Annotated in this window: 23 protein-coding genes and 1 pseudogene; 13 read left to right on the forward strand and 11 right to left on the reverse strand. The window is 56.8% G+C overall.

Annotated features, from left to right (window positions below; all coding sequences use genetic code 11):
• Positions 1-97: 97 nt before the first annotated feature.
• The 4 genes from ASE07_RS05220 (at position 98) to ASE07_RS05235 (ending at position 5,312) form a co-directional block, all read left to right on the forward strand.
• Positions 98-2,206, forward strand: a complete 2,109-nt coding sequence (locus tag ASE07_RS05220) for a cytochrome c biogenesis protein ResB (RefSeq protein ID WP_057289847.1) — start codon at positions 98-100, stop codon at positions 2,204-2,206.
• Between the two features lie 115 nt (positions 2,207-2,321).
• Positions 2,322-3,473 carry a c-type cytochrome biogenesis protein CcsB gene (gene ccsB, locus ASE07_RS05225; protein ID WP_057289756.1) on the forward strand — a complete coding sequence of 384 codons (1,152 nt, stop codon included), beginning with the start codon at positions 2,322-2,324 and terminating at the stop codon, positions 3,471-3,473.
• 94 nt (positions 3,474-3,567) lie between these two features.
• Complete coding sequence (gene msrP / locus ASE07_RS05230; protein WP_057289757.1) at positions 3,568-4,548, forward strand: protein-methionine-sulfoxide reductase catalytic subunit MsrP; 981 nt, start codon at positions 3,568-3,570, stop codon at positions 4,546-4,548.
• 116 nt (positions 4,549-4,664) lie between these two features.
• Positions 4,665-5,312, forward strand: a complete 648-nt coding sequence (locus tag ASE07_RS05235) for a sulfite oxidase heme-binding subunit YedZ (RefSeq protein ID WP_057289848.1) — start codon at positions 4,665-4,667, stop codon at positions 5,310-5,312.
• Between the two features lie 19 nt (positions 5,313-5,331).
• Here the strand turns inward: ASE07_RS05235 and lysA are convergent, their stop codons facing one another.
• Complete coding sequence (gene lysA, locus ASE07_RS05240; protein ID WP_057289758.1) at positions 5,332-6,615, reverse strand: diaminopimelate decarboxylase; 1,284 nt, start codon at positions 6,613-6,615, stop codon at positions 5,332-5,334.
• 20 nt (positions 6,616-6,635) lie between these two features.
• Positions 6,636-6,803, reverse strand: coding sequence for an LPS translocon maturation chaperone LptM (gene lptM / locus ASE07_RS27955; protein WP_200960886.1), 168 nt, complete (start codon positions 6,801-6,803; stop codon positions 6,636-6,638).
• A gap of 39 nt (positions 6,804-6,842) precedes the next feature.
• Here lptM and cyaY point away from each other — a divergent pair, with 39 nt between their 5' ends.
• On the forward strand, positions 6,843-7,175 hold the full coding sequence (gene cyaY, locus ASE07_RS05245; RefSeq protein ID WP_057289759.1) for an iron donor protein CyaY: 333 nt from the start codon (positions 6,843-6,845) through the stop codon (positions 7,173-7,175).
• A gap of 94 nt (positions 7,176-7,269) precedes the next feature.
• Here the strand turns inward: cyaY and ASE07_RS05250 are convergent, their stop codons facing one another.
• Positions 7,270-9,618 (reverse strand): penicillin-binding protein 1A, encoded by a 2,349-nt coding sequence (locus tag ASE07_RS05250; RefSeq protein ID WP_057289760.1) that lies wholly within the window; start codon positions 9,616-9,618, stop codon positions 7,270-7,272.
• 324 nt (positions 9,619-9,942) lie between these two features.
• Between ASE07_RS05250 and ASE07_RS05255 the strand changes: the two genes are divergently transcribed.
• The 8 genes and pseudogenes from ASE07_RS05255 to ASE07_RS05290 all read left to right on the forward strand — a co-directional run bounded on the left by ASE07_RS05255 (position 9,943) and on the right by ASE07_RS05290 (position 19,579).
• Positions 9,943-11,022 carry a pilus assembly protein PilM gene (locus tag ASE07_RS05255; protein ID WP_057289761.1) on the forward strand — a complete coding sequence of 360 codons (1,080 nt, stop codon included), beginning with the start codon at positions 9,943-9,945 and terminating at the stop codon, positions 11,020-11,022.
• Entirely contained in the window at positions 11,022-11,657 is a 636-nt protein-coding gene (locus tag ASE07_RS05260) for a PilN domain-containing protein (protein WP_057289762.1), read from the forward strand. The genes ASE07_RS05255 and ASE07_RS05260 overlap by 1 nt, the downstream gene beginning before the upstream one ends.
• Before the next feature lie 15 nt (positions 11,658-11,672).
• Positions 11,673-12,338 carry a type 4a pilus biogenesis protein PilO gene (locus ASE07_RS05265; protein WP_057289763.1) on the forward strand — a complete coding sequence of 222 codons (666 nt, stop codon included), beginning with the start codon at positions 11,673-11,675 and terminating at the stop codon, positions 12,336-12,338.
• Positions 12,335-12,877 carry a pilus assembly protein PilP gene (locus ASE07_RS05270; RefSeq protein WP_057289764.1) on the forward strand — a complete coding sequence of 181 codons (543 nt, stop codon included), beginning with the start codon at positions 12,335-12,337 and terminating at the stop codon, positions 12,875-12,877. The genes ASE07_RS05265 and ASE07_RS05270 overlap by 4 nt, the downstream gene beginning before the upstream one ends.
• Positions 12,874-15,045, forward strand: a complete 2,172-nt coding sequence (gene pilQ, locus ASE07_RS05275) for a type IV pilus secretin PilQ (protein WP_082583965.1) — start codon at positions 12,874-12,876, stop codon at positions 15,043-15,045. The genes ASE07_RS05270 and pilQ overlap by 4 nt, the downstream gene beginning before the upstream one ends.
• Positions 15,046-15,071: 26 nt before the next feature.
• A complete protein-coding gene (locus ASE07_RS05280) occupies positions 15,072-16,646 on the forward strand; it encodes a hypothetical protein (protein WP_082583966.1) in 1,575 nt (524 codons plus the stop codon).
• A gap of 59 nt (positions 16,647-16,705) precedes the next feature.
• Positions 16,706-18,443, forward strand: a pseudogene (aroKB, locus tag ASE07_RS05285) (bifunctional shikimate kinase/3-dehydroquinate synthase AroKB).
• Positions 18,440-19,579 carry a deoxyguanosinetriphosphate triphosphohydrolase gene (locus ASE07_RS05290; RefSeq protein ID WP_057289766.1) on the forward strand — a complete coding sequence of 380 codons (1,140 nt, stop codon included), beginning with the start codon at positions 18,440-18,442 and terminating at the stop codon, positions 19,577-19,579. The pseudogene aroKB and the gene ASE07_RS05290 overlap by 4 nt, the downstream one beginning before the upstream one ends.
• Before the next feature lie 178 nt (positions 19,580-19,757).
• On the opposite strand, the gene ASE07_RS05295 is transcribed toward ASE07_RS05290, so the two are convergent.
• The 8 genes from ASE07_RS05295 to ASE07_RS05330 form a co-directional block, all read right to left on the reverse strand.
• Positions 19,758-20,846 (reverse strand): enoyl-CoA hydratase/isomerase family protein, encoded by a 1,089-nt coding sequence (locus ASE07_RS05295; RefSeq protein ID WP_057289767.1) that lies wholly within the window; start codon positions 20,844-20,846, stop codon positions 19,758-19,760.
• Between the two features lie 223 nt (positions 20,847-21,069).
• Complete coding sequence (gene hpf / locus ASE07_RS05300) at positions 21,070-21,423, reverse strand: ribosome hibernation-promoting factor, HPF/YfiA family (RefSeq protein WP_057289768.1); 354 nt, start codon at positions 21,421-21,423, stop codon at positions 21,070-21,072.
• Positions 21,424-21,526: 103 nt separating this feature from the next.
• Entirely contained in the window at positions 21,527-23,008 is a 1,482-nt protein-coding gene (locus ASE07_RS05305) for an RNA polymerase factor sigma-54 (protein ID WP_057289769.1), read from the reverse strand.
• A 17-nt stretch (positions 23,009-23,025) separates the two neighbouring features.
• Positions 23,026-23,766: an LPS export ABC transporter ATP-binding protein gene (gene lptB / locus ASE07_RS05310; RefSeq protein ID WP_057289770.1), complete on the reverse strand. Its 741-nt coding sequence runs from the start codon at positions 23,764-23,766 to the stop codon at positions 23,026-23,028.
• Between the two features lies 1 nt (position 23,767).
• Entirely contained in the window at positions 23,768-24,316 is a 549-nt protein-coding gene (gene lptA / locus ASE07_RS05315; protein ID WP_057289771.1) for a lipopolysaccharide transport periplasmic protein LptA, read from the reverse strand.
• Positions 24,317-24,353: 37 nt separating this feature from the next.
• Complete coding sequence (lptC, locus tag ASE07_RS05320) at positions 24,354-24,947, reverse strand: LPS export ABC transporter periplasmic protein LptC (protein ID WP_057289772.1); 594 nt, start codon at positions 24,945-24,947, stop codon at positions 24,354-24,356.
• The gene (locus ASE07_RS05325; protein WP_057289773.1) at positions 24,944-25,471 is read right to left on the reverse strand and encodes a KdsC family phosphatase; all 528 of its coding nucleotides are present in this window, start codon (positions 25,469-25,471) and stop codon (positions 24,944-24,946) included. Before ASE07_RS05325 ends, lptC begins: the two co-directional genes overlap by 4 nt.
• On the reverse strand, positions 25,471-26,499 hold the full coding sequence (locus ASE07_RS05330) for a KpsF/GutQ family sugar-phosphate isomerase (RefSeq protein ID WP_057289774.1): 1,029 nt from the start codon (positions 26,497-26,499) through the stop codon (positions 25,471-25,473). The genes ASE07_RS05325 and ASE07_RS05330 overlap by 1 nt, the downstream gene beginning before the upstream one ends.
• Positions 26,500-26,677 lie beyond the last annotated feature (178 nt).

Consider the following 26,677-nt stretch of genomic DNA (forward strand, 5'->3'; position numbering starts at 1 on the left):
AAGATAAAATCAAAATATAAAAGCGGAGGGGGTGGCAGATGCCACCCCCTTTGTTTTGATTTTGTTCTGGTTTTGTTTTGAAAGTAAAGATACGTTCATGAGCGTCACCACCTCCGGGTTGCAACTGAAAACTAAACGTCGCTGGCTCAGCGATGCGGTGGAACTGGTTTCTTCCATGCGCTTCGCGATCAGCCTGCTAACCCTGATCGCGATTGCATCGGTCATCGGTACCGTTCTCAAGCAGAATGAGCCCATGCCAAATTATGTCAACCAGTTCGGACCGTTCTGGTTTGAAGTCTTTGGCAAGCTTGGACTGTATGCGGTGTATTCGGCATGGTGGTTTCTGCTCATCATGGCCTTCCTGGTCATGTCGACATCATTGTGCATTATCCGTAATGCGCCAAAGATGCTGAAGGACATGCGCAGCTGGCGTGAAAATGTGCGCGAACAGTCGTTACGGAATTTTCATCACAAAGCCGAGTGGAGCAGTGCGCTGCCGCTGACTGGTTTCACGCAACAGCTTGCACAGCGTATCGCGCACGGCGGTTATAAAGTCAAGGTGGTCGACAAGGACGGCGGGGTGCTGATTGCGGCCAAGCAGGGCGCCGCCAACAAATGGGGATATATTTTTGCTCATAGCGCCATCGTCATCATTTGCGTCGGCGGGTTGCTCGATTCCGACCTTCCGATCCGCTTCCAGCAATGGTTTGGCGGCAAGACGCCGTTTGGTGGCAGCGGAATCATTGCCGAGATTCCAGCCCAGCACCGCCTCGGCGTCGGTAACCCGACCTTCCGCGGCAATACCTTTATCCCGGAAGGCGGCACCGCCAATACCGCAATCCTGCCTCAGCAAAGCGGTATCCTTGTGCAGGAACTACCGTTTTCCATCCAGCTGAAAAAGTTTGTCATTGAGCATTACTCGACTGGCATGCCCAAATTGTTTGCCAGCGAGGTCATCGTGCGTGACCTGGAAACCGGCAAGACTTTCGAGTCGACGATTAAGGTCAATGAACCGCTGATCTACAAGGGTATCGCCGTGTACCAGTCTAGTTTCGATGATGGCGGCAGCCGGCTGAAGCTGGGTGGCTACACAATGATCGGTGGACGAAATCAGTCGTTTTCCCTCTCCGGTGAGATCGGCAGTTCAACGCCACTCACCAGCGACAAAGGTTCGGAATACAGCATCGAATGGACCGGTTTCCGTCCTTTCAACGTGGAAAACATGGCACAGGGCGGTCAGGACGTCCGCGCGGTGAACGCGAACAAAAGCTTTAATGAGAAATTAACCGCAGGCCTCGACAAACAGCTTGGTTCGGCGGCGAAGAATCCGAATAACAAGGACCTGAAGAACGTTGGACCCAGCGTCCAGTACAAACTGCGCGACAAAAATGGCCAGGCACGTGAATATCACAATTACATGCAGCCGGTGGAAGTCGACGGCAGCTATGTATTTCTGACCGGCATGCGCGAAACACCGGCAGAAGCCTTCCGCTATCTGCGTATACCGGCCGATGACAACGATACGGTCGAAGAATGGATGCGGGTGCGCGCAGCGGTGTTCAATCCGGAATTGCGACTCGAAGCGGCGAAGCGATATGCCCGGCAAGCCATGCCGGCATCCAGGGAAAACGCCGAGGCATTGCGCGAGCAGCTGCAGCGCTCCGCGTCGCGCGGGCTCGAAATCTTTGCCGGGGACGGCAAGGAGTCCGGTTATCTCGCGGTATCGCGCTTCCTGGAGCGCGTACCTTCGGAAGATCAGGAAAAGGCCGCCGAAATCTTCATGAAGATTCTCAACGGCAGCATGTGGGAGTTATGGCAAGCCGCACGGGTAAAAGATGGCTTGAAGGAAGTTGCGCCGGATGAAAAGCATGCACGTTTCCTGCAACTGGCAACCAACGCTATTTCGGATGCGTCTTTTTACGGAGCACCGGTTTACTTGCAGATGCGCGAGTTTGACGAAGTCAAGGCATCGGTTCTGCAGGTGACGAGGTCTCCGGGCAAGAAGGTGGTCTATCTCGGTTGCCTGTTGCTCACGCTTGGCGTGTTCTCGATGTTCTATATTCGGGAGCGTCGGCTGTGGGTCTGGCTGAAGCCAGACGAGCAGGGACGCACCAATGCACTGATGGCGATGAGTTCGCAGCGCAAGACACTCGACTTTGAAAAGGAGTTCGAGGCACTGAAAGCACAACTGGTGAAGCCGCTTTAATCTATGCTGAACACATCGCCAGTAAAGACATGAATTGAACAGGGCAACCTGTCCCGCTAGCAAGAAAAACGTCCGGACCCGGCAACATTGCCGCCGGACGCGACGGAGAAAGACCATGGACCTGACACAAAGCACTATTTATACACCGCCTCCCGGTTTCTTCCGGCGGCTCGGTATCGTCGACTGGATATACGGCGCCTTGCTGCTGGCCGGCGCGCTGTTTGCGTTTAATCGCTTCGGCAGTTATATGGATCCTTACGAGAAAGGGGTCCTGCTGCTGTCCGCACCAACCTTTGCCTGGCTTGGCTGGCAATGGAAACCGGTGCGCTGGCTGATGGCGGTGCTGGCCATTCTTGCATTGACGGCGATCGCTTTGTACGGTGGCTCCCTGGATGCGGCGAACAGCAAGTTTTTCCTGAAATATGCGTTGTCCAGCCAATCCGCCATTCTGTGGATGAGCACCTTGTTTTTCCTCTCTACCCTGTTTTACTGGGGCGGTCTGGTGACCCGGTCCGATTTTGGCGGTTCAGTCGGAAGCAAGCTGTGTTGGGCTGCGGTAATTCTTGGCTTTACCGGTATGCTGGTGCGCTGGTACGAATCCTATCTGGTCGGTGCTGACATCGGACATATCCCGATCTCCAACCTGTATGAAGTGTTCATCCTGTTTTGCATGATCACGGCACTGTTTTATTTGTATTACGAGGAGCAGTACGCAACCCGTCAGCTCGGCCCCTTCGTGCTGCTGGTAATCTCCGCCGCTGTCGGTTTCCTGCTGTGGTACACGATCAGCCGCGAAGCGTCGGAAATCCAGCCGCTGGTGCCGGCGTTGCAAAGCTGGTGGATGAAGATTCATGTGCCCGCCAATTTCATTGGTTACGGTACATTCTCACTGGCGGCAATGGTGGCGATTGCCTACTTGTTGAAATCGAAGGGTATGCTGGCAGATCGCCTGCCGCCACTGGAAGTACTGGACGATGTGATGTACAAGGCGATCGCCGTCGGCTTCGCTTTCTTCACCATCGCCACCATCCTCGGCGCGCTCTGGGCTGCGGAAGCCTGGGGTGGCTATTGGTCCTGGGATCCCAAGGAAACCTGGGCGCTGATTGTCTGGCTTAACTACGCGGCATGGTTGCACATGCGCCTGATGAAGGGCCTGCGCGGCCAGGTTGCCGCCTGGTGGGCGCTGGTCGGCTTGCTGATCACCACCTTCGCTTTCCTCGGCGTCAATATGTTCCTTTCGGGCCTGCACTCCTACGGCGCCTTGTAATCTGGCCGCTCCCGGGGCGGTTGGCGAAATTGTTGTAAGGTTGTGCCTGTCAAAACAGACAAAACTGACAATTTCGTCCCACCACGGAGCAGCCATGTTAATAAAACGTAATCCGAACGGCATCGACATCCCGTTCGGCTCCGAAATTACCCCGCGCGCGATATTCGAATCGCGCCGCAGCTTCATCAAACAACTGGCGCTCGGCTCGATTGCCGGTGGCGCCCTGGCTGAGATGGCAATGCGTGAGGCATTTGCGCAATCCGCCGGTGCCCCGAAACTCGCCGCCAAGACCAATCCTTCCTTCGTCGTCATGGACAAGCAGACCGCGTACAAGGATGCGACGACGTACAACAATTTCTACGAGTTTGGCACCGACAAGGCCGACCCGGCGCAAAATGCCGGCACACTGAAGCCGCGTCCCTGGACCGTTGCTATCGAAGGGGAAGTCAAGAAACCGATGACGATCGACCTCGACGGCTTGCTGAAGCTCGCGCCTCTGGAAGAGCGCGTCTATCGCTTGCGCTGCGTCGAAGGCTGGTCGATGGTGATTCCCTGGGTCGGCTATTCCTTGTCGGAGCTGATCAAAAAGGTCGAGCCCACCGGTAACGCGAAGTATGTGGAATTCGTGACCTTGAGCGACAAGAAGCAAATGCCCGGTTTGCGCAGCCCCGTGCTCGAATGGCCCTATACGGAAGGCTTGCGTCTGGACGAAGCCAACCATCCTCTGACGCTACTGACCGTGGGCATGTATGGAGAAGTTCTGCCCAACCAGAATGGTGCCCCGGTGCGCATTGTCGTGCCCTGGAAATATGGCTTCAAGTCTGCCAAGTCGATCGTCAAGATCCGCTTCACCAAGGACCAGCCGCGCACCGCATGGAATCTTGCAGCGCCGCAGGAGTACGGCTTTTTTTCCAACGTCAATCCCGACGTTGACCACCCCCGCTGGTCACAGGCGACCGAACGTCGCATTGGCGAAGACGGCTTCCTCACCCGGAAGCGCAAAACGCTGATGTTCAATGGGTACAACGACGTCGCGTCACTTTACACCGGCATGGACTTGAAAAAGTTCTTCTGAGTTCATCGCGCCGATCGGGCGCTGTGGTGTCGCATCGTGCGCTCCGCAATGGGGACGTCACGGCAATATGAAAATATGTCTGTGTCGCCGCTGGCGGCGGCGAAATGGTGGCAAGCATGCTCAATTTTAATCCCGGTGCAAAACAAATTACCCTGCTGAAGACCGTACTCTTCGTTGCTGCGCTGGGGCCGCTGGTGCGGCTGGTACTGTTTGGCTTTACCGACCGGCTCGGTGCCAATCCGATTGAGTTCATCACCCGCAATACCGGCGACTGGACGCTGTACTTCCTGTGCCTGACCTTGCTGATCACGCCGCTACGGCGTGTCACGAACTGGAACTGGCTGATCAAGTTGCGTCGCATGGTGGGCCTGTTCGCCTTCTTTTATGCAACGCTGCATTTCACGACTTTTCTGTGGTTCGACCACTTCTTCGACATCGATGAAATGCTAAAAGACGTGGTCAAACGTCCTTTCATCACCGTAGGATTTACCGCTTTTCTGTTGCTGATTCCGCTGGCGGTCACCAGCACCAATGCGATGGTGCGACGACTGGGCGGCAAGCGCTGGCAATGGCTGCACCGTCTGATCTACCTGATCGCACCATTGGGCATTCTGCATTATTGGTGGATGAAGGCTGGCAAGAACGATTTTTCCCAGCCTGTCTTGTTCGGTTCGATTGTCGTCATCCTGCTGCTGGCGCGGGTGTATTTCAACATTCTCAAGCCCAGAATGCAAAAGCGCCGGATGAATCCGGCGCCGACTTAGCTTCCACCGCAAGGACAAATCAGGGTAGTTGCGACTCCAGTACAAACAACTCGCTTGCAGCTTCACGTTTGCGAATCAGGTGCAGCTTGTCGCCATCGACCATGACCTCGGCAGCACGGCCGCGCGTATTGTAGTTGGACGACATGGTCATGCCATAAGCGCCAGCCGACATGATCGCCAGCAAATCGCCTTGCTCGATTGCCAATGCACGTTCGCGCGCAAGCCAGTCACCGGATTCGCACACCGGCCCGACCACGTCGTAAGTCTTGGCAACGGCGGCGCGCTGTACCACCGGTTGCACGCCATGCCATGCTTCATACATCGCCGGACGCATCAGGTCGTTCATCGCCGCATTCACGATGGCGAAGTTCTTGGCTTCGCCGTGCTTCAGGTATTCGACCTGAGTGAGCAACACGCCGGCATTGCCGACGATGGAGCGGCCCGGTTCGAACAGTACCTGGATCGGGGCACTCTTGTATTGGTGCAGCCGCCATTTGTCGACCCTTGCAAACAGGCGCGACAGGTAGTCGCCAACCGCCACCGGCTTGTCACCGTTGTAGTTGATGCCAATGCCGCCGCCAATGTCGAGATGATGCAGGTGGATACCTTCATGGGCGAGACGATCGACCAGTTCGGTCAGGCGGTCGAACGCTTCCAGCAATGGTGCGTCATCCAGCAGTTGAGAGCCGATATGGCAATCGATGCCAACCACGCGGATGTGCGGCAGGGTGGCTGCGGTCCGGTAAGCGGTCAGGGCTTCGTCGTAAGCGATGCCGAACTTGTTTTCCTTCAGTCCGGTCGAGATATACGGGTGAGTCTTGGCATCGACATTGGGGTTGACCCGCAACGAAATCGGCGCCTGCTTGCCCATCTCGCCGGCCACTTCGTTCAGGCGCTGCAACTCGGCAGTCGACTCCACGTTGAAGCACAGGATGTCATGCGAGAGAGCCAGGCGCATCTCTTCGTGCGTCTTGCCGACGCCGGAGAAAATCACCTTGCGCGGATCGCCGCCGGCTGCGATCACCCGCAGCAATTCACCGCCGGACACAATGTCAAAGCCTGACCCCAGGCGGCTGAGCAAGTTAAGCACGGCGAGGTTGGAATTCGACTTGACGGAGTAGCACACCAGGGCAGTCGACGCGTCGCGGCCATTGGCTTTGCAGGCATCCGCGTAGGCAGAGAAATTTTCTACCAGGGCCGCTTTCGAATACACATAGGTCGGACTGCCGAACTCTTGGGCGATAGCAGAAAGCGGCGTGTTTTCGACGTGAAGCACGCCGTTTTTATAAGAAAAATGCGACATAAAAGGGACGAAGGCTCGGCTTATTGAGAAGTAGTCGGTAGCGCTGGCGGCGTTTGCAGGACCGGCGGCGGGGCGACCTGGACCGGCTGGCTTGGCTGATCCGGCATGTAGAGCGGGCCTTTCTGGCCGCAGCCGGCAACCGCCCAAGCCACGGCGGCGAGCGCCAGAATATATTGAACAGACTTCACGATTAGAATCACGGTTAATCAAACTCATTGGAGTGTAGCATGACAGAAACCGAATTCCAGGCGCTGGCCGAACAGACGCTCAACAGTATCGAGTCCGCACTGGAGAACGCTTCCAACGACAGTGACCTGGATGTGGAGTGCAGCCGCAGCGGCAACGTGCTGGAGATTGAATTTGTCGACAACGGTTCGAAGGTGATCGTCAACAGCCAGGCACCCATGCGGGAAATGTGGGTCGCCGCCAAGTCGGGGGGATTCCATTACCGCAATGAAAATGGCAAATGGATTAATACGCGGGATGGCTCGGAATTGTTTTCGGCACTTTCGCGTATTGTCAGCGAGCAGGGTGGCGTACCGCTGGTGCTCAAGGCGTAAAAAAACCGAAGCGAGCATAGCCAGCTTCGGTTTAATTCCGCTGCAGTCTTGTAACTGATTGCAGCGGTGAGGTTTTAAAGCCTTGAAACGGTGGTCAGAACAGTTCGTTCTTCACTTCATCCTTCGCTTTTTCTTCCTCTCCCTGCGGTGTTTCGTTCAGGCCCAGACTACGTACACCCGTACCTGGCGGGTTTTCAGCATAGTAATACTCGTTCGCAACCTGGATCACGCCTTCTGGCACCGCGCGTTCCTCGACAGGAACATCTTTCAAGACTTTCTGCATGTAACTGATCCAGATCGGCAAAGCGAGGCCGCCGCCGGTTTCCCGGTTGCCCAGGTTCTTTGGCTGGTCGAAACCGATCCATGCGATGCCGACAATCTTCGGTGTGTAGCCGGCAAACCATGCGTCAAAGGAGTCATTGGTGGTGCCGGTTTTTCCGGCGATGTCGGGCCGCTTGAGCACCAGCGCACGCGTCGCGGTACCGTGCTTGACAACGTCCCTGAGCATGCTGTCCATCAGGAAGGCATTGCGCTCATCGATCACCCGGTTTTCATCCTCGCCTGCACGCGCCGGTGTCACCTGCGACAGTATCTGACCGGCGCTGTCGGTCACCTTGGAAATGATGTACGGGCTCACCTTGTAGCCGCCGTTGGCAAACACTGAATACGCGCCGGCCATCTGCAATGGTGTGACCGCACCGGCACCGAGCGCCAGCGTCAGGTAAGGCGGATTCTTGTCCGCATCGAAGCCGAAGCGGGTCGCATATTCCTGACCGTATTTGGCGCCGATCTTGTGTAGGATACGGATCGAAATCATGTTTTTCGATTTCGTCAGACCCTTGCGCATGGTCATCGGGCCATCATACTTGCCATCATAGTTCTTCGGTTCCCACGCCTGGCCACCGGTTTGCCCCGCATCGAAACTGAGCGGTCCGTCATTGATGAGTGTGGCTGGCGACAAACCCTTTTCCAGTGACGCCGAATAAATAAATGGCTTGAAGGAAGAGCCCGGCTGGCGCCAAGCCTGCGTGACGTGGTTGAACTTGTTGCGGTTGAAATCAAAACCGCCGATCAGCGCGCGGATTGCGCCATCCTCAGTATTGGCAGCTACAAACGCGGACTCGACTTCCGGCATCTGGGTAATGGTCCAGGCCTTGTTTTCCTGCATTACGCGAATGATGGCGCCGCGTTTGACGCGTCGTGCCGGCGGCGCCTTGTCGCTCAGCAGGTTGGCGGCAAAGCTCAGGCCGGTGCCGCTGATTTCAATTTCTTCGCCTGAAGAGAGCATTGCCTTGACCAGCTTGGGCGATGCCTCCAGCACGACGGCAGCGACAATGTCGTCACTGTCCGGATGCTCGGCGAGTTCCACCTCGATGGCGTCTTCGGCTTCTTCCTTGTTCGACGGGATGTCCATGAACGCTTCCGGACCGCGATAGCCATGGCGCTTTTCATAATCCATCACGCCGCGGCGCAGGGCCAGATAAGCGGCATCCTGATCTGCCTTGGTGATGGTGGTGTAGACATTCAGGCCGCGGGTGTAGGTCTCTTCCTTGAACTGCTCATACACCAGCTGGCGCGTCATCTCGGCAACGTACTCCGCATGCAGGCCGAATTCGCCGCTGGAAGTCTTCACCTTCAGTACCTGATCCTTGGCTTTCTCGTAATCTTCCTGAGAGATATAACCAAGCAGCAGCATGCGCTGCAAAATATATTGCTGGCGTGTGCGAGCGCGCTTGGGATTGGCGACCGGATTGTAAGCGGATGGTGCCTTCGGCAGGCCGGCAAGCATCGCGGCTTCTGCAATCGTGATATCGGACAGGTTCTTGCCGAAATAGATTTGGGCGGCCGACGAAAAGCCGTAAGCGCGCTGCCCCAGGTAGATCTGGTTCATGTAGATCTCAAGGATTTGATCCTTGCTCAGATTCTGTTCGATCTTGTATGCCAGCAGTATTTCATACACCTTGCGCTTGAAGGTCTGCTCGCTCGACAGGAAAAAATTGCGTGCTACCTGCTGCGTGATCGTCGATGCGCCCTGTTTTGAATTGCTGGTCAGGTTATGCAGGGCGGCCCGCGCGATACCTGTGTAATCCACGCCGCCATGGTCGAAGAAGCGGTCGTCCTCGATGGCCAGCACCGCCTTTTTCATGATGTCGGGCACATCATTGATGCGTACCAGCGTACGGCGCTCTTCACCAAATTCGCCGAGCAGGACATTGTCCGCTGAGAAAATCCGGAGCGGAATTTTCGGTCGGTAATCGGTGATGGCGTCCAGCGGCGGCAGGTTCGGATACGCCATCGACAGCGCAAAGCCGAGGATCAGGGCGCCGGCAACCAGCAGGCCCAGTCCCACGCCGATGGTGCCAAGCAGCAGTCGAAGAATCAGGGGAGAGGAGCGCTTTGCGGGCGCTTTGGGGGTGCCACCTGCGGTATTGGATTGAGACATGCTGGATACTTAAAAGAAAAAAATAGGCTTGCGAATTATAACGGTGGGCAATTTGGCCCGATATTAGTAAAATATCAATTATTTTCCACAGGTAACATTTGTACAACGTGGGCAATTGGCAACGGATTTACAAATTACTCCATGGAAATCCCTTTACACTGCCTGATCCTTATTGCTACGATTTAATGTAACGTTGGATATTTATCACCTAAATACAGGTTTTTAAACGCTTTTTTTCGCGAACCGTACTATGGTTCGCCGATTTCGACATTCAAATAAGTGGTGCGTTCACGCAATAAACCACATTTTCGGGGAGTACCACCCTTGGCCATAGATCTCGGACTATTGCTCGGCAAGAAGAATCCACCGTTGATCGGCCTGGATATCAGCACCTCGGGCGTCAAACTCGTCGAACTGTCCGATCTGGGCAAAAACGAGTTTCGCCTGGAACGCTTTGCCAGTGAACCCTTGCCACGCGGCGCTGTTGTCGACGGCAATATTGAAAACATTGAACAGGTTTCCGAAGCGGTAAGGCGCGTCTGGAAAAAAAGCGGTACGCGGGCAAAACACGTTGCACTCGGCATGCCGCCTGCAGCTGTCATCACAAAGAAGATCATTTTACCCGCCGGTTTGTCGGAAGACGAACTCGAAGTACAGGTTGAAAGTGAGGCAAACCAGTATATTCCGTTTGCGCTCGATGAGGTCAGTCTGGATTTCGATGTGATCGGTATCGCGGAAAACGCACCGGAAGATGTCGACGTGCTCATTGCCGCCACACGCAAGGAAAAAGTGGAAGACCGTGTAGCGGTGGCCGAATCGGCAGGGCTGAAACCGATGGTCATGGATATCGAGTCCTATGCGGCTCGTGCCGCGCTCGACCGGATCACCGCCCAACTGCCCAAGGGTGGCCACGGGCAGATCGTCGCCTTGTTCCAGATCGGCGCCCAGGTGACCCATGTTTCCATGCTGCAGGATGGCCAGACGATTTATGAGCGCGAGCAGCCGTTCGGCGGCAATCAGCTGACCCAGGACATTGTTCGCGCCTACGGCCTGTCGTTTGAGGAGGCCGAATCTAAAAAGCGGGCAGGTGAACTACCTGAAGGTTTCGAACGCGAACTGCTACAGCCTTTCATGGAAAATGCAGCGCTGGAAGTGACCCGCGCGATCCAGTTTTTCTTCACATCCACACCCTATACCCACATCGACCAGATATTCCTTGCCGGTGGATGCGCAATCATCCCCGGCCTGGTAGAACTCGTGGCCGAACGTACCAAAATTTCCAGTTCCGTCGTCAGCCCTTTCAAGGGAATGCAACTCGCCTCCAATGTGCGGGAAAAGCAGTTGCGTGCCGAGGCGCCGTCGTATCTGGTGGCATGCGGACTTGCCATGCGGAGGTTTGACTAATGGTACGTATTAATCTCCTTCCTCATCGCGAGGAAAAACGCAAACAGCGCAAGGCGGCATTCCTGCGCCTGCTGGCCTTGTCGTCCATCATGGGCTTTGCGATTGTCCTCGGTGTCGGCGGCGTGATTGCGGCACAGATTGCCAATCAGACCCAGCGCAACAACTTTATCAAGGCTGAAAACACGAAGCTCGACGGGCAGATCAAGGAAATCAACACGCTGAAGCAGGAAATCGAAGCGTTGAAGGCCCGCCAGCAGGCCGTTGAAGATTTGCAAAGCGATCGCAACCAGCCGGTTTACCTGATGGATGAACTGGTCAAACAGGTGCCGGAAGGTATCTACCTTCGGGGCTTCAAACAGGAAAACCAGCGCGTCGCCATCATGGGCTATGCACAGTCGAATGAGCGGGTCTCCGAACTGTTGCGCAACCTTGGCAACAGCTCACCCTGGCTGGAGCGACCGGACCTGATCGAAATCCGGTCCGCCAATGTCGGGCAGGGCAAAGACGTCAAGAAAGTCTATGACTTCACCGTCAACGTGGGCATCAAGAGACCGCGTGACAAGGAACAGCCCGCCGATGCATCCGGCGCCCTCCGTAATGTGTCGGCCACCACACCGGCCGCGAAGAAGCCCTGACAGGAAGGATGCACGATGGCAGATCTGAATAAAATTGGGAATTCGGTTGCGGCGCAGTTCCGCGGCTTGAATGGCCGGCATCCCGGCCAGTGGCCGGTGATTCCACGTCTCCTGTGCGGACTCGGCACGCTTGTCGGTGTCGTGATCGTCGGGTGGTTTCTTTACCTGAACGGGCAAATGGAAGAACTCGATCAGGGAGCGCAGGAAGAAGTGAAGCTGCGCGACGCCTACAAGATCAAGGTTCAGCAAGCGATCAATCTGGAAGGCTTGCGCAAGCAAAAGGAGCAAGTCGGCGAATACGTTGCCACACTCGAAAAGCAATTGCCGAGCAAGGCGGAAATGGATGCGCTGCTGTCCGACATCAATCAGGCAGGTCTCGGTCGTGGCTTGCAATTCGAGCTGTTCAAGCCCGGCCAAGTGCTGGTGAAAGATTACTATGCTGAACTGCCCATCGATATCAAGGTGACCGGCAACTACCATGACGTCGGCGCCTTCACCAGCGACATCGCCAACCTTCCGCGTATCGTCACACTGAACAACATGAGCCTCAATGCCGGCAAGGATGGCGTACTGACGCTGGAAGCAGTCGCCAAGACATTCCGCTACCTCGACCGTGAAGAAGTCGATGCACAGCGCAAGGCCGCCGCCGCTAAAGCCAAAGGGAAGGGAGCGAAGAAATGACCTGCATTCGCACCATCTCGCGCATCGCCGCACTCCTCGCAATGGCCGGCTTGGCCGGCTGCGGTGACGGCGGCGTGCAGGAAGTCAAACAGTGGATGGATGAAGTTCGCCGGCAGACTCCCGTGACGATACAAAAGCTGCCTGCGCCGAAAACGTTCACACCCTTTGTTTATGGCGGCAAGGACGAGCCCGATCCCTATAGTCCGGCCAAACTCTCCGCCGCGCTGGCAAAGCTTCAGGTCAATGCGACTAGTGTCATCAAGCCGGATCTGGACCGCCGCAAGGAGCCGCTCGAGAATCATCCGCTAGACGTCATCAAGATGGTCGGCACACTGGAAAAGCCCGGATTGAATTACGCGCTGCTTCAGGTCGAAAAATCCGTCTTTCAGGTCAAGGTCGGCAATTACATCGGTCAGAACTTCGGCATGATCACCAAAATCACCGAATCGGAAGTGGAGTTGAAGGAAATCGTGCGCGACGCAGCCGGCGAATGGACAGAGCGCAAAGCCAAGTTAGAGTTGCAGGAGAATAAGAAATGAAAGTAGCAAAAATACACCCTGATGGCTTGAGCGGCTTTGCCCGCGGCGCGTTGAAACAGTGTGCACTCCTGGTCATCGCCGTCCATGCGAGCCTCGCGTTTGCTCAGGAAAACGCCATCGAATCGATCAATGCAAACCAGCAAGGGTCGAATGTGATCGTCAAGGTCACGCTCAAGAATCCGCTGACAAAACCGCCGATTGGCTTTTCGATTACCAGTCCGTCGCGCATTGCGCTCGACTTTGCCGGCACCGCGAATGCCACCGGCAAGTCGACGCAGGACATCGGGCTTGGCGACGTGCGTAACGTCTCGGTTGTCCAGGCTGGCGAACGTTCTCGCCTGGTGTTTAATCTCTTGCGTCCGCTGAACTACGCGACAGCCGTGGAAGGCAATACGGTCGTTGTCACGATTGACGGATCAGGCGGCATCGCCACACCGGTCAGCGCTTCCGGCACACCGGTCGCCCGTACCGCTACTGCCGCAGTCGGCAAACAGGCGCTGAAGGATATCGATTTCCGTCGCGGCGCCAACGGCGAAGGACGCGTTGTCATTGACTTGCCGGGCAACCAGGTGGGTGTCGACGTGCGCCAGCAAGGTCAATCCATCATTGTCGATTTCCAGAAGGCGAACCTTCCGGAAGTCTTGCGGCGTCGCCTCGATGTAGCCGACTTCGGTACGCCGGTACAGACCATCACGACCACGCCGCAAGGTGAAAATGTTCGGATGGTGATCGAGCCCAAGGGTTTGTGGGAGCACAGCGCCTACCAGAGCGATACTCAGCTTGTGGTTGAGGTCAAGCCGATCAAGGAAGACCCGAACAAACTGGTGCAGGGTACGCAAGGTTACCGTGGTGAGCGCCTGTCGCTGAATTTCCAGAACGTCGAAGTGCGCGCGGTGCTGCAAGTGATCGCCGACTTTACAGGCCTGAACATCATCACCAGCGATACCGTGAGCGGCAACCTGACGCTACGCCTGAAGGATGTACCCTGGGATCAGGCGCTCGACATCGTGATGCAGGCCAAAGGTCTCGATATGCGCAAGAACGGTTCGGTGCTGTGGATCGCGCCAAAGGACGAATTGCTGACCAAGGAAAAGCTCGAGCTTGAACAGAAAGCCCAGATCGCCGATCTGGAGCCGCTGAAGACCGAGACCTTCCAGCTCAATTATCAAAAGGCGGAATCGTTCAAGGTGGTCTTCGGCATCGACAGCGGGGCTGACGCCAAGAAGACTATCCTGTCGAAGCGCGGCAGTGCCGTCATCGATCCGCGCACCAATCAGTTGTTTGTGACGGATATTCCTTCCAAACTGGAAGAGATTCGCAAGCTGGTGCAAAAGACCGACGTCGCGTCCAAACAAGTGCTGATCGAAGCACGCATCGTTGAAGCGGACGACAAGTTCAGCCGCAACCTGGGCGCGAAGCTGGGATTTTCCGATCTGCGCGGTATTCGTGGCGGCGATACGGGTTACCAGTTGTCCGGCAATACCCGGGCCTCACTGACAGGCAATTATCTGGGCGTTGGCGAGCAGACCGGGCAAGCTGTCATTACCGATCAAAGTTATATCCCGAATACGCAGTTCGTCAACCTGCCGGCTGCCGGCATCAACGGCGCCAATCCAGGCAGCCTCGCGATCAGTCTTTTCTCGGCTGCTGCAAACCGGTTCCTGAATCTTGAACTGTCCGCATTGGAGGCCGATGGCAAAGGAAAGATTATTTCCAGCCCGCGCGTTGTCACAGCAGACCAGCTCAAGGCGCTGATCGAGCAGGGTACCGAGTTGCCGTATCAGGTCGCCACGTCGAGCGGCGCAACATCGATCGCGTTCCGCAAGGCCAACCTCAAGCTTGAAGTCACACCGCAAATTACGCCGGATGGAAATATCATCCTCGACGTCGACGTCAACAAGGACAGCGTCGGGGTCGAGACGCGCTCCGGCTTTGCCATCGATACCAAGCACGTCAAGACACAGGTACTGGTCGAGAATGGCGGCACGGTGGTGTTGGGCGGTATTTTCCAGCAGGTTGAACGCAACACCGACACCAAGGTGCCATTGTTCGGTGATATTCCTGTCGTCGGTAACCTGTTCAAGAGTACCGCAAGGACAAGCGACAAGACGGAACTGCTTATTTTCATCACGCCCAAGGTCGTCGCAGAACGCATCTCGGGACGCTAATTATTAAAAACAGAACAGGGAAGAACATGGGAGTCACAATGAAGAACCACTTCATCAAGTATGTCATGCTGATGTTGTACGGCATTTGTACGACATTGCTGGTCGCCTGCGGCGGCGGCGGCGGATCGCCGGGCAACACCGGCTTTGGCGGCGGCGGTGGCGGCACCGCCGGCGGAACAGGTTCCTCCACGACGACCGGCAAGATCGTGGTCGTGCTGACCGACAGTGCTGGCGCCGCCAGCAACTCGGTGACCGGTTCCAATGCGCTGACCGCCAAGGCAACCGTGACAACGGACACCGGCGCCCCGGTCAAGAATACGATGGTCACGTTTACCGTCAGCAGCACCATTGCGGTCTTGTCACCGGGAACCGGCACTGCGCTGACCGACGACAATGGCATTGCACAAATCAGTATCAAGGCCTCAGGCAGCGGCACCGGTGCTGCAGAAGTGACTGCCAAGGCAACGGTCGGAGCGGCGGAAGTGAGCGCCAAAGCAGCATTCTCGGTCGGCGCCTCGGCAACGGCGACACCGACAGCCATGAACTTTGTCGCAGCGGTGCCGACTGATAACTCGATCGTTATCCAGGGTTCGGGCGGCAGCGGCCGTACCGAAGTCGCTTTGCTGACGTTTAAGGTCGTGGATAGCTCCAATAGCGGCGTACCGAACGTTGCCGTCAATTTCGCAACGCAAAGCAGCAATCCGGTAAGCCTGGTTGCCTCCTCCGGCAAAACCGACATCAGTGGCAATGTGACCGTTGCGGTGAATTCCGGGACCCAGCCGACGACCGTTCGTGTTATCGCAACTGTTCAAGGCACAGCGATCAGCGCAATTTCGGATACGGTAACCGTAACTACAGGCCAGCCGACGCAGGCAGCGTTCTCGCTCAGCCTGCAAAAGTATTACGTCGAAGGCTGGGCGCATGACAATACTCAAAATACGGTCACCGTACTGCTTGCCGATGCGTTTGGCGCAGCGGTGGCTAACGGCACGCAAGTGGTCTTTACTACCGACAGCGGTGCCATCGTCGGTGATGGCGGTGCACGCTGCCTTACTACAAACGGCGGATGTACCGTTACATGGCGCAGCCAGAATCCGAGGACAAGCAACGGTGTCGTAACGGTTGTTGCAACGGCAACGAACGGAACGGCCAACCTGTCGACCAGCAAACGATTCTTTAACAGCGGCTCGGCTGCAAACGTCTATCAGGTCTCACCAGGTTCCAAGCAAGGCGCGTCTACACGCACCGGTGCTGCAAATGCTGGCGTGAATCTCAACTTTGCAGCCAGCTGCGATCCGCAAACGATCGTTGTGGAAATCGTGGATGAGAACGGCAACCCGATGCCTGAAGGAACTACCATCGCCGGTGCTGACGCCAAGAACGCCGGCCTGACCGCATTCCCGTCCACGGTCTTGCTGGGCAGCGTTCCAATTGAATCCGCCACACGCGGAACCGTGCATAATGTCACCGTTACGCCGGCGGGCTGTGAGGTTGCTGGGACAAAGTCGAAGACCGGCTCAATCCTGATCAACGTTCAGACCCCTCTTGGCGGATCGACCGCTGCATTCCTGATCAACCTCGGTACATTTGCCGGAAACTGATCAATGGCTGCCCGGGTCGGTTCGCACCGGCCCGGGTAAGCTATATTGCAAATGACTTAATGCGAAGAAACATTTTTTTAGTTGGGCTCATGGGGGCAGGCAAGACAACAGTCGGCCGCGCCCTGGCCAGACGACTCAACAAGCGGTTCATCGATTCGGACCATGAGATAGAGGCGCGTACCGGCGCCTCTATTCCTTTGATCTTCGAAATCGAGGGCGAGGCCAGTTTTCGCCATCGCGAGTCCGACGTCATCCGCGACCTCACGGCACTCGAGGGCATCGTCCTGGCAACCGGGGGCGGTGCCGTCCTGACGCCGGAAAACCGTGAATATCTGAAGTCCCGCGGCACGGTGATCTACCTGCGTGCCAGCGTCAACAGCATCCTGCAACGTACCAGCCACGACAAGAACCGTCCTTTGCTACGGACCGCCGACCCCAAGGCGAAGATCGAGCAACTGGCGCGTGAACGTGAACCTTTGTACCTCGAACTTGCGGACTTCGTAGTGGAAACCGGGCGTCCTAACGTACAATCTCTTGTACAAACGATCATTGCCCAGCTTGAACTGGCCGAGAAGGCACAGTCGGAACAACCGAATCAATCGGCTGAGCCAACTGAACCAACTGAGCCAACTGAGCCGGCCCAGTCCGCTCAATCGAGCGATGCGCAACCGGATTCACCCACTTAATATTTTTGCCATGATGCAGCCTGCTTCGCCGATTACCCTGGAAGTCGATCTGGGTGACCGCAGTTATCCGATCACCATCGGCCATGACCTCCTTTCCGATACCGGCCTGGTCGGCCGCCATGTGGCGGGCAAGCGGGTTGCCGTCGTCACCAACACGATCGTTGCGCCCTTGTACCTTGAGCGTGTGGTCAAGTCGCTCGAAGCCGCCGGAAAACTGGTGACCACGGTCATCCTGCCGGATGGCGAGGAAGAGAAAAACTGGGCAAGCCTGATGAAGGTGTTTGATGTCCTGCTGGCCGAAAGATGCGATCGCAAGACCACGCTGGTGGCGTTGGGCGGCGGCGTGATCGGTGATCTGACCGGCTTTGCCGCCGCATCCTATATGCGCGGTGTGCCGTTTATCCAGATTCCTACCACCCTCCTGTCGCAGGTGGATTCCTCGGTTGGCGGCAAAACCGGAATCAATCATCCACTCGGCAAGAACATGATCGGCGCGTTCTACCAGCCGCAGGCCGTCATTGCCGATACTGGCACACTCAATACCCTGCCTGCCCGCGAATTGTCGGCAGGACTGGCGGAGGTGATCAAGCATGGCGCGATCATCGATCCGCCATTTTTCGACTGGATTGACGCCAATATCGGCAGACTGGTGGAAAAAGACCCGGCAGCGCTGGCCTATGCCATCCAGCGCTCCTGTGAAATCAAGGCCGATGTGGTGCGTCAGGATGAGCGCGAAGGCGGCTTGCGCGCAATCCTCAATTTCGGCCACACCTTTGGCCATGCGATCGAATCCGGCCTCGGCTACGGGCAGTGGTTGCATGGCGAGGCGGTGGGTTGCGGGATGGTGATGGCGGCCGACCTGTCGCAGCGCCTCGGTTTCATTGACGGCGCGACCAGGGATCGGATTGCCGCGCTGGTGAAGGCAGCCGGGTTGCCGGTGACGGCGCCTGACCTCGGCAAGGAACGCTGGCTCGATCTGATGGAAGTCGACAAGAAAAACGAAGGTGGCCAGATCAAGTTCATTCTCCTTAAACCGATGGGCACGTCGGTCATCATGCCGGTGCCGCAGGATGCCCTGCTCGCCACGTTGCAGGCCTGTACCCGGCAATGAACTACGAAGCCCACCTCGCACCTTATGCCGCTCGATCAGAGGCATCGCGAGGGCGGCGCTTCAGCGAGCCAGCCCCTGCGTCGCGCACCGAATTCCAGCGCGATCGTGACCGCATCATTCATTCAACCGCATTCCGGCGACTGGAATACAAGACCCAGGTTTTCGTCAATCATGAAGGCGACCTGTTCCGCACCCGTCTTACACACAGTATTGAAGTCGCGCAGATTGGGCGCTCGATCGCACGTAATTTGCGCCTGAACGAGGATCTGGTCGAAGCGATTTCACTGGCGCATGATCTCGGGCATACGCCGTTCGGCCATGCCGGACAGGACGCACTCAACGAGTGCATGCAAGCCTTTGGCGGGTTCGAACATAACCTGCAAAGCCTGCGGGTGGTAGATGAGCTGGAAGAGCATTACGGTGCCTTCAACGGTCTGAATCTGATGTTTGAAACGCGGGAGGGCGTGCTCAAGCATTGTTCATTATCCAATGCCCGCAAGCTGGGCGATATCGGCCAGCGTTTCATCGACAAGAAGCAACCGACACTGGAAGCGCAGCTCGCCAATCTTGCGGATGAGATCGCGTATAACAATCATGACATTGACGATGGCCTGCGATCAGGCCTGCTGACCACCGCGCAACTGGACGACGTGGATTTTTATGCGCGACATCGGCGCGAAGTCGAGTCCGCTTATCCGGGAATTACCGGTCGCCGCGCGATTCATGAAACGATACGGCGGATGATCAATGCGCTCATCGTGGATCTGACCGTGGCATCGCAGGCGCGTATCGATCAAGCTGGCGTGCGGACGGTCGAGGATGTGCGCAACGCGTCAGCGCTGATGACCTTTTCGGATACGATGAACCAGGAAGCGGTGGACCTCAAACGCTTCCTGCGGTCCAATCTGTATCACCATTACCAGGTTAATCGGATGACCAGCAAGGCGCGACGCATCGTGCGCGAATTATTCAATGCCTTCATGGACGAGCCGCGCCTGCTGCCGCCGGACTACCAGGTGATAGAGGCGGGCAGGGAACAGGCGCAGGCGCGCAATGTGTCGGACTATATCGCCGGCATGACCGACCGCTATGCGATGCGGGAGCACCGGCGACTGTTTACGGTTGGTGAAATCTGAGTCGCTAGAGCGGATTTCATCGTGGTGTACGGAGAATCGGGTCGACCTGGCGTGCAGGACAAGGCGCGCGAAGTGCCGTGTGGCGGGCCACACAAGCGACTACACCACGATGAAATCCGCTCTAAGTGTGTCAGCCGGAGTCTGGTGAAAAAATGTCCGGCAAATGTCCGGCGTCAGTTCAGGTCAAATCCCGCAATGGATGCGCATGTGCAGGCCACGCCGGTTCAAAGAAGCGTTCCACCATGCTGTCTGACACTTCCTCGATCGAAGCGGGATGCCACTTTGGCGCGTTGTCCTTATCGATCACGACCGATCGGATCCCTTCAAGCACTTCGCCATTTTCGAAACTGCGCCGCACCATCGTGCGCTCCATGCGCAGGCAATCGGCGACGCTCATGCCGGCGCCGCGCCGCAACTGCGAAAGCGTCACACACATCATCAACGGCGAACGTTTCTGCATGACGGCCAGCGTCTTCTGCGCAAACTCGTTGTGATCACCTGCAAGCGATGCGGTAATTGCGCTTACACGATCATGCGCAAAATGCCGGTCAATCATCGCCCGTTGTGCCGCGAGTCTGCTTGAGGAAGGTTCGGCCTGCGCCCTGAATGGTGCCGCGAATGCCGTGACAGCATCGCGCACCTCTGACGAAGTCGACGCCAGCATGGTGAGCAGCGCAGGCATCTCGGCTGAAGGTACAAACACATCGGCCAGTTCCGCATACAAGGCATCCGCGGCTCCGATGATTTCGCCGGTTACGCCGAGATATGTTCCCAGTTGCCCCGGTACACGTGACAGGAAATAACCGCCGCCGACATCCGGAAACAAGCCGATATTCACTTCCGGCATGGCCATCTTCGTGCGCTCGGTGACAATACGTATCCGGTTCGATTCACCGCCTTGCGCGACGCCCATGCCGCCACCCATGACGATGCCATCCATCAGTGCGATATACGGCTTGGGGTAAAAGTGGATAAGGTGGTTAAGCGCATATTCCTCGGTAAAAAAATCTTCCAGCAATGCGCTACCGCGCAACGGCGTCGTGCTGCCCGCTTCATGGAAAAAACGGATATCGCCACCGGCACAAAACGCCTTGTCGCTGCTGCTGTGAATCAGTACGGCGCGCACATTGGCGTCATTGCGCCAGGCGAGCAGCGCCGTCGTGATGGCGCGCACCATGTCGAGGGAAAGAGAGTTCAGCGCCTTGGGGCGGTCCAACGTGATGATGCCGATATGGTTGGTAATGGCGGTGCGGACAAATTCGGTCATGGGGATGAAAGCGGAGAGCCGTGAATGGAAACGGTTTATTTTATCGACTATGCGGGGAAGTCGTCAGTCGCTGCGCCGACAGTCGGTTCAGCAGCATGCGGAAAAAGCCGCGATGTCATGTTGCGCGATGGGTAGGGATGGGTAGGGATTGGTACAAAGCCGCAGAAATCAAAAAGGGCGCCTCTGGCGCCCTTCATTGCGTTACCGGATTATCCGGCGTGGATCAACTCTCTTCAGTGGTCGATGCTTCTGGCATGCGTTTTATCGCTTCACACTGGTGATCCTGCATTTTTGCCTTGTATTTGAGTACCTGGCGATCCAGCTTGTCGATCAGCGTATCAATTGCCGCGTACAGGTCCTGGGCAAAACTTTCCACATGAATGACGTTACCTCTCAAGCGCAGATTGACTTCGGCACGTTGCCGCTTATCTTTTTCAGAGGGCTTCTCAACCCCGAGGATGACTGCAATATCAATGACATGATCGAAATGTCGAATAATCCTGTCCAGTTTGTTTTGAACATATTCGCGAATGGCAGGTGTTAATTCCAGATGATGTCCACTGATTATGAGGTTCATACAGCGCTCCTATGGCTGGCGTCGCTGGCGGTTCGCAAACGTGCCCCGAAAAGCGTAGTCAGGTGAGCCACGCTGGAACACAGCAACATCACTACAACAAAGACTACAGGGATTTGCGCAGATTGACTGGAGGGATTTTCAGGGCTTCGCGGTACTTCGCGACAGTACGTCGTGCTACGACCATGCCCTGTTCCCCCAACATATCTGCAATTTTGCTGTCAGAAAAAGGATTCTTGGGGTCTTCTGCTCCTATCAATTGTTTGATGAGGGCGCGGATCGCGGTTGAAGAAGCTTCCCCCCCTGCTTCTGTCGCGACATGGCTACCGAAGAAGTACTTCAACTCAAACATGCCGTGGGGGGTCAGCATGTACTTTTGAGTTGTTACCCGAGAGATAGTACTCTCGTGTAAACCTAGTGTATCAGCTATTTCGCGCAAGACAAGGGGACGCATGGCTACGGCACCATGCGAGAAAAAGTTCCGCTGGCGGTCAACAATTGCCTGTGCAACACGCAGGATGGTGTCGAAGCGTTGCCGCATGTTCTTGATCAGCCATTTGGCTTCCTGCAGCTGCGACGAAAGTGATCCCTCACCTTTGTTCTGCTTGAGGATGTTGGCATACAAGGCGTTGACGCGCAGCCGGGGCATCACATCATGATTAAGCATGACTTGCCAGCCGTTCTTTGTTTTTTTTACGATCACGTCGGGGACGACATAATCCGAGGCATCCGACGCGTACAGTGCACCGGGATGCGGATTGCATTGCTTGATCACGTACTGCGCTTCGCGCAAGTCTTCATCGTCGCAATCGAGTGCTTTCTTGAGTTTGTTGAAGTCCCGCTGAGCAAACAAGGCCAGGTAGTTTTCGACGATCTCCAGCGCGCGGCGACGTGTCACCATCGGTACCTTGGGAAAACGGCGAATCTGGATCGACAGGCATTCCGATGCATTGCGCGCACCGACGCCGGCCGGCTCGAAACTCTGCAGCATCTTGAGCGCCACGTTGAGATCGTCGATATCGATATCGAGTTCCTCCGGCAGCCGCGCATGGATTTCTTCCAGTGGTTCGTCGAGATAACCGTTGTCGTTGAGGGCATCGATGATCAGCTCGACCAAAGCGCGGTCGCGTGGTTCGCGCACGGTCAGGCGCATCTGTTCCAGCAGATGTTCGCGCAGGGTGGTCTCGTGGGCTTCCAGCTGAGGTCGGGCGTCGTCATCTTCAGGCGCCTTGGAAGTGCGTGCGACGTCGTCGAAGCTCCAGTCGTTGTCCGATGCACTGGAATTGTCGCCTGATTCCCCGCCTTCGAAATTGCCTTCCGCCTCGTCACGGCTGGACGTCGATGCCTCAGTCGCAGGTGCTTCGGAATTGCCGGTCGATGGCGGCGCACTGATGGCGCCGTCGGCCAACAGCCGCACCGAATGATCGAGCGGATCGTCAACACGCTCCAGCATCGGATTGTCGGAAAGGATTTGTTCCAGCTCCTGATGCAGCTCGAGCGTCGACAGCTGCAACAAGCGGATCGATTGTTGCAGCTGCGGTGTCAGCGCGAGATGTTGCGATACGCGAAGTTGGAGAGTCTGTTTCATGCCTGTCTGTTTCTTCCCTACATCCGGAAGTGTTCGCCGAGATAAACGCGGCGCACGGATTCGTTGGCAATAATGTCGTCTGGACGTCCGCTTGCGAGGACCGAGCCTTGATTAATAATATAGGCCCGATCGCAAATGCCCAGCGTTTCCCGTACGTTGTGGTCGGTGATCAGCACACCGATGCCACGTTCCTTCAAAAAGCGCACAATGCGCTGAATTTCAATCACCGCGATCGGATCGACGCCGGCGAACGGCTCATCCAGCAGCACGAAGCGCGGATTGGTTGCCAGTGCCCGTGCAATCTCGACGCGCCGCCGCTCGCCGCCCGACAGCGACAAAGCCTGGTTTTCGCGCAGTCGTTCGATCTGCAGGTCCGACAACAGCCGGCCGAGGCGCTTGTCGAGCTCCGCCTTCGGCAAAGGCTTGTCGTCGACCCGCTGCAATTCCAGCACGGCGCGGATATTGTCCTCCACCGTCAGCTTGCGAAATACCGATGCTTCCTGCGGCAGGTAGGACAAGCCCAGCGTCGCGCGCCGGTGAATCGGCATGCGCGAGATGGCGACGCCGTCCAGGTCGATCTCGCCCGCGTCCGACGGCACCAGCCCCACGATCATGTAAAACGACGTGGTCTTGCCGGCGCCGTTCGGCCCCAGCAGGCCAACCACTTCGCCGCTTTCCACCTGCAGCGATACATCATGTACTACTTGACGCGTGCCATAACTCTTTTGCAAGCCGCGGACGACCAATGTGCTTGCCATGCTACTTATCCTTCGATTCCGTGCGGGGCTGTATCACCGCTTTGATCCGTCCGCCGCCGGGCTTGGTTTCCCCGGTCGGCGTGTTGTTCACCGTAAAGAATTCCGCGCGGCTGTCATAGGAAATAAACTCGCCTTCCACTTCATCGGTCGCTTTCTTTCCCTCCAGCCGGCGCATTTTCGCTTTCGAGAACAGTTTGACGATTTCCGTCTTGCCGTTGTACTCGATGCGTTCCGCCTGTCCTTCCACCCACTGGTCCGGGCCGCCATCCCGCTTCTGACGGAACGTCGCCAGGCCGCCCGGCGGCGCCAGCAGGGTTGCGTACTGATACCCTGCCGGATCCTGCGTCACGGTCAGCTTGTACGCCTTCATGATCAGCGTGCCACGTGTCAGGACCACATTGCCGGTAAAAGTATTGATCTGTTTGACGTCGTCATAGGCCATCTGATCGGCTTCAACGTTCGTCGGCTTCTCGGAATCCGCTTTTTCCGCGTGCACACCGCCTGCGGCGGTCGCACCCAGTAACAAAAACAACCAAAAAAACCGTTTCATCAAAAATCCCGAGAGAGAAGCATCACGTTATATCGAATTAGCGCTGCGGAGCTTGATAAGTGCCATGAACGTTGTTCGCCAGGTGTAGTTCGCGTGTCGCGTTGTTTGCAACCATGCCAGTGCCTGTGAGCACTGACTGACCAAGATAAATTTCCACCGGCTTGTCCGTCTTGACGATGTCGTCGTCAGGCAGCACCAGCAGATACTGCGAGCGGACCTTCATCGCTTCCGAATTCTCGCTGGGCGGCCGGTCCACCCGGACATTGTCGTACATATGAATTTTGCTGTTGTCGCTGTTAACTGTTGCCCGCTCGGCGCGGATGGTCGTCGGCGGGGTATTGCTACGGGCGCCGGTACCGACGTTGTTGACGACAGGCAGTTCGATATCATACGAGTCGTCCAGCGGGTTATGGGTCATCTTTGCACCCGAAAAATGGTATTGCGCCTTGCCGGTCTTGGTCAGCTTGACGTAATTGAAATTTTCCACGTAAAAATCAGGTTCGGTACGTTCCGCGGTCGGAATCACTTCATTGGTGGCTCGCCGCATCACTTCAAACAGCCAGAAGCTGCCCAGCGCCAGCGCCACCAGCGGGGCCAGGATGGCAACCAGCCGAAAGCGACGGCCATTCATGCAAGATACGGCGCCAGCGCCGCTTCATAGTTACCCTGCGCACGCAGGATGAAATCGCATAGTTCGCGCGCAGCACCACGGCCACCCTGTGCTCGAGTCACGTAATGTACGCGCGATTGCACTTCCGGATGTCCGTTCGGCACGCTGGCGGCGAAACCAACCCGTAACAGGATGGGCAGGTCGATCACATCGTCGCCAATGAAACCGCACACCTCGGCGGCATGACCGGTTTGCACCAGCAGTTGCTCGAAGGCGGTTCGCTTGTCATGCACGCCTTGAAACAGGTGTTCGATACCCAGATCTGCCGCGCGCCTCGCTACCAGTGCCGACTTGCGCGCGCTGATAATCGCCGTAGCGACCCCCGATTGCTGCAGCAGCTTGATGCCATGGCCGTCAAGCACGTTGAAGGTCTTGATCAGTTCGCCGTCGGCACCATAGTGCAGGCTGCCATCGGTCAGGATGCCGTCAACATCGAAAATCATCAGCCGTACGCGCGCCGCGCGTGTCACCGTATCGTCCTGCATCAGATCACCTTGGCACGGGTCAGATCGTGAATATGCAATGCGCCGACCAGTTTGCCGGCGTCATCGGCGACCAGCAGCTGGTTGATGCGGAAGCTCTCCATCACCTCGACCGCCTCGACCGCGAGCTGATTCGGATTGACGGTGCGCGGATTGGCGTGCATCACGTCCGCCATCGTCAGCTTGCCGAGGTCCTGGCCGGCTTCGATCAGGCGCCGCAAGTCACCATCGGTGAAAATGCCGATCGCGCGCTGCTGTTCATCCACGATGGCAGTCATTGCCATGCCCTTCCTGGTGATTTCCAGCAGGGCGGCAGTTAAAGGGATATTGGCGGGTACGCTGGGTACCGCGTCGCCGCTGCGCATCACATCGCGCACATAGGTCAGCAGTCGGCGTCCGAGGGCGCCGCCAGGGTGGGAGCGTGCAAAGTCTTCTTCACGGAAGCCGCGGGCATCGAGCAGCGCAACCGCGAGCGCATCGCCCAGTGCCAGCGTCGCGGTGGTGCTGGTCGTCGGTGCGAGATTCAGCGGACAAGCCTCTTTGTCCACATGGGCATTCATATGCACATCAGCCAGCTGTGCCAGGCGGGAGTCCGGATTACCGGTAATGGCAATGAGCTTGGCGCCCATACGCTTGATGATGGGAATGATGGCAATGAATTCGGCCGCTTCGCCGGAATAGGAAATGGCAATCACGACGTCGTTGTCGGTAATCATGCCGAGGTCGCCATGCAGGGCTTCGGCGGCATGCACGAACAGCGCGGGCGTGCCGGTGGAGGCCAGCGTCGCAGCGATTTTGCGGGCAATATGTCCGGACTTGCCGATACCTGAAACGACCACTCGCCCTGTGCATTGCAGCAATAAACTGACGGCAGTAATAAAGCTGTCACCGCCGTCTTCGGACAGGCGTGCCTTCAGGGCTAACAGGGCGTCGGCTTCTATCTGCAGCGTCTCTTGCGCGAGTTCGAGCGCGCGGGCTGCAGTTTTTGCATCAAAAGCTTTCGGCAGGGTTTTTGCATCGGTTACACTCATGCCGGAAGTATAAACGAATTAGCAAAGCAAAAAATCTGCCAGTCCAAACAAAAAATGCGGTTTTGAGGACGCTCAAGCGGACCTGCATGAAGTCGTTTCCAGATGAACAATTACTTGTCGCCGCGAGGCAAGCCAATGTTCAACACATGGCAACGTGAGAGGTCTTTCTACCTCTCGA

The organism is Noviherbaspirillum sp. Root189 (assembly GCF_001428545.1).
Lineage (GTDB): Bacteria > Pseudomonadota > Gammaproteobacteria > Burkholderiales > Burkholderiaceae_D > Noviherbaspirillum.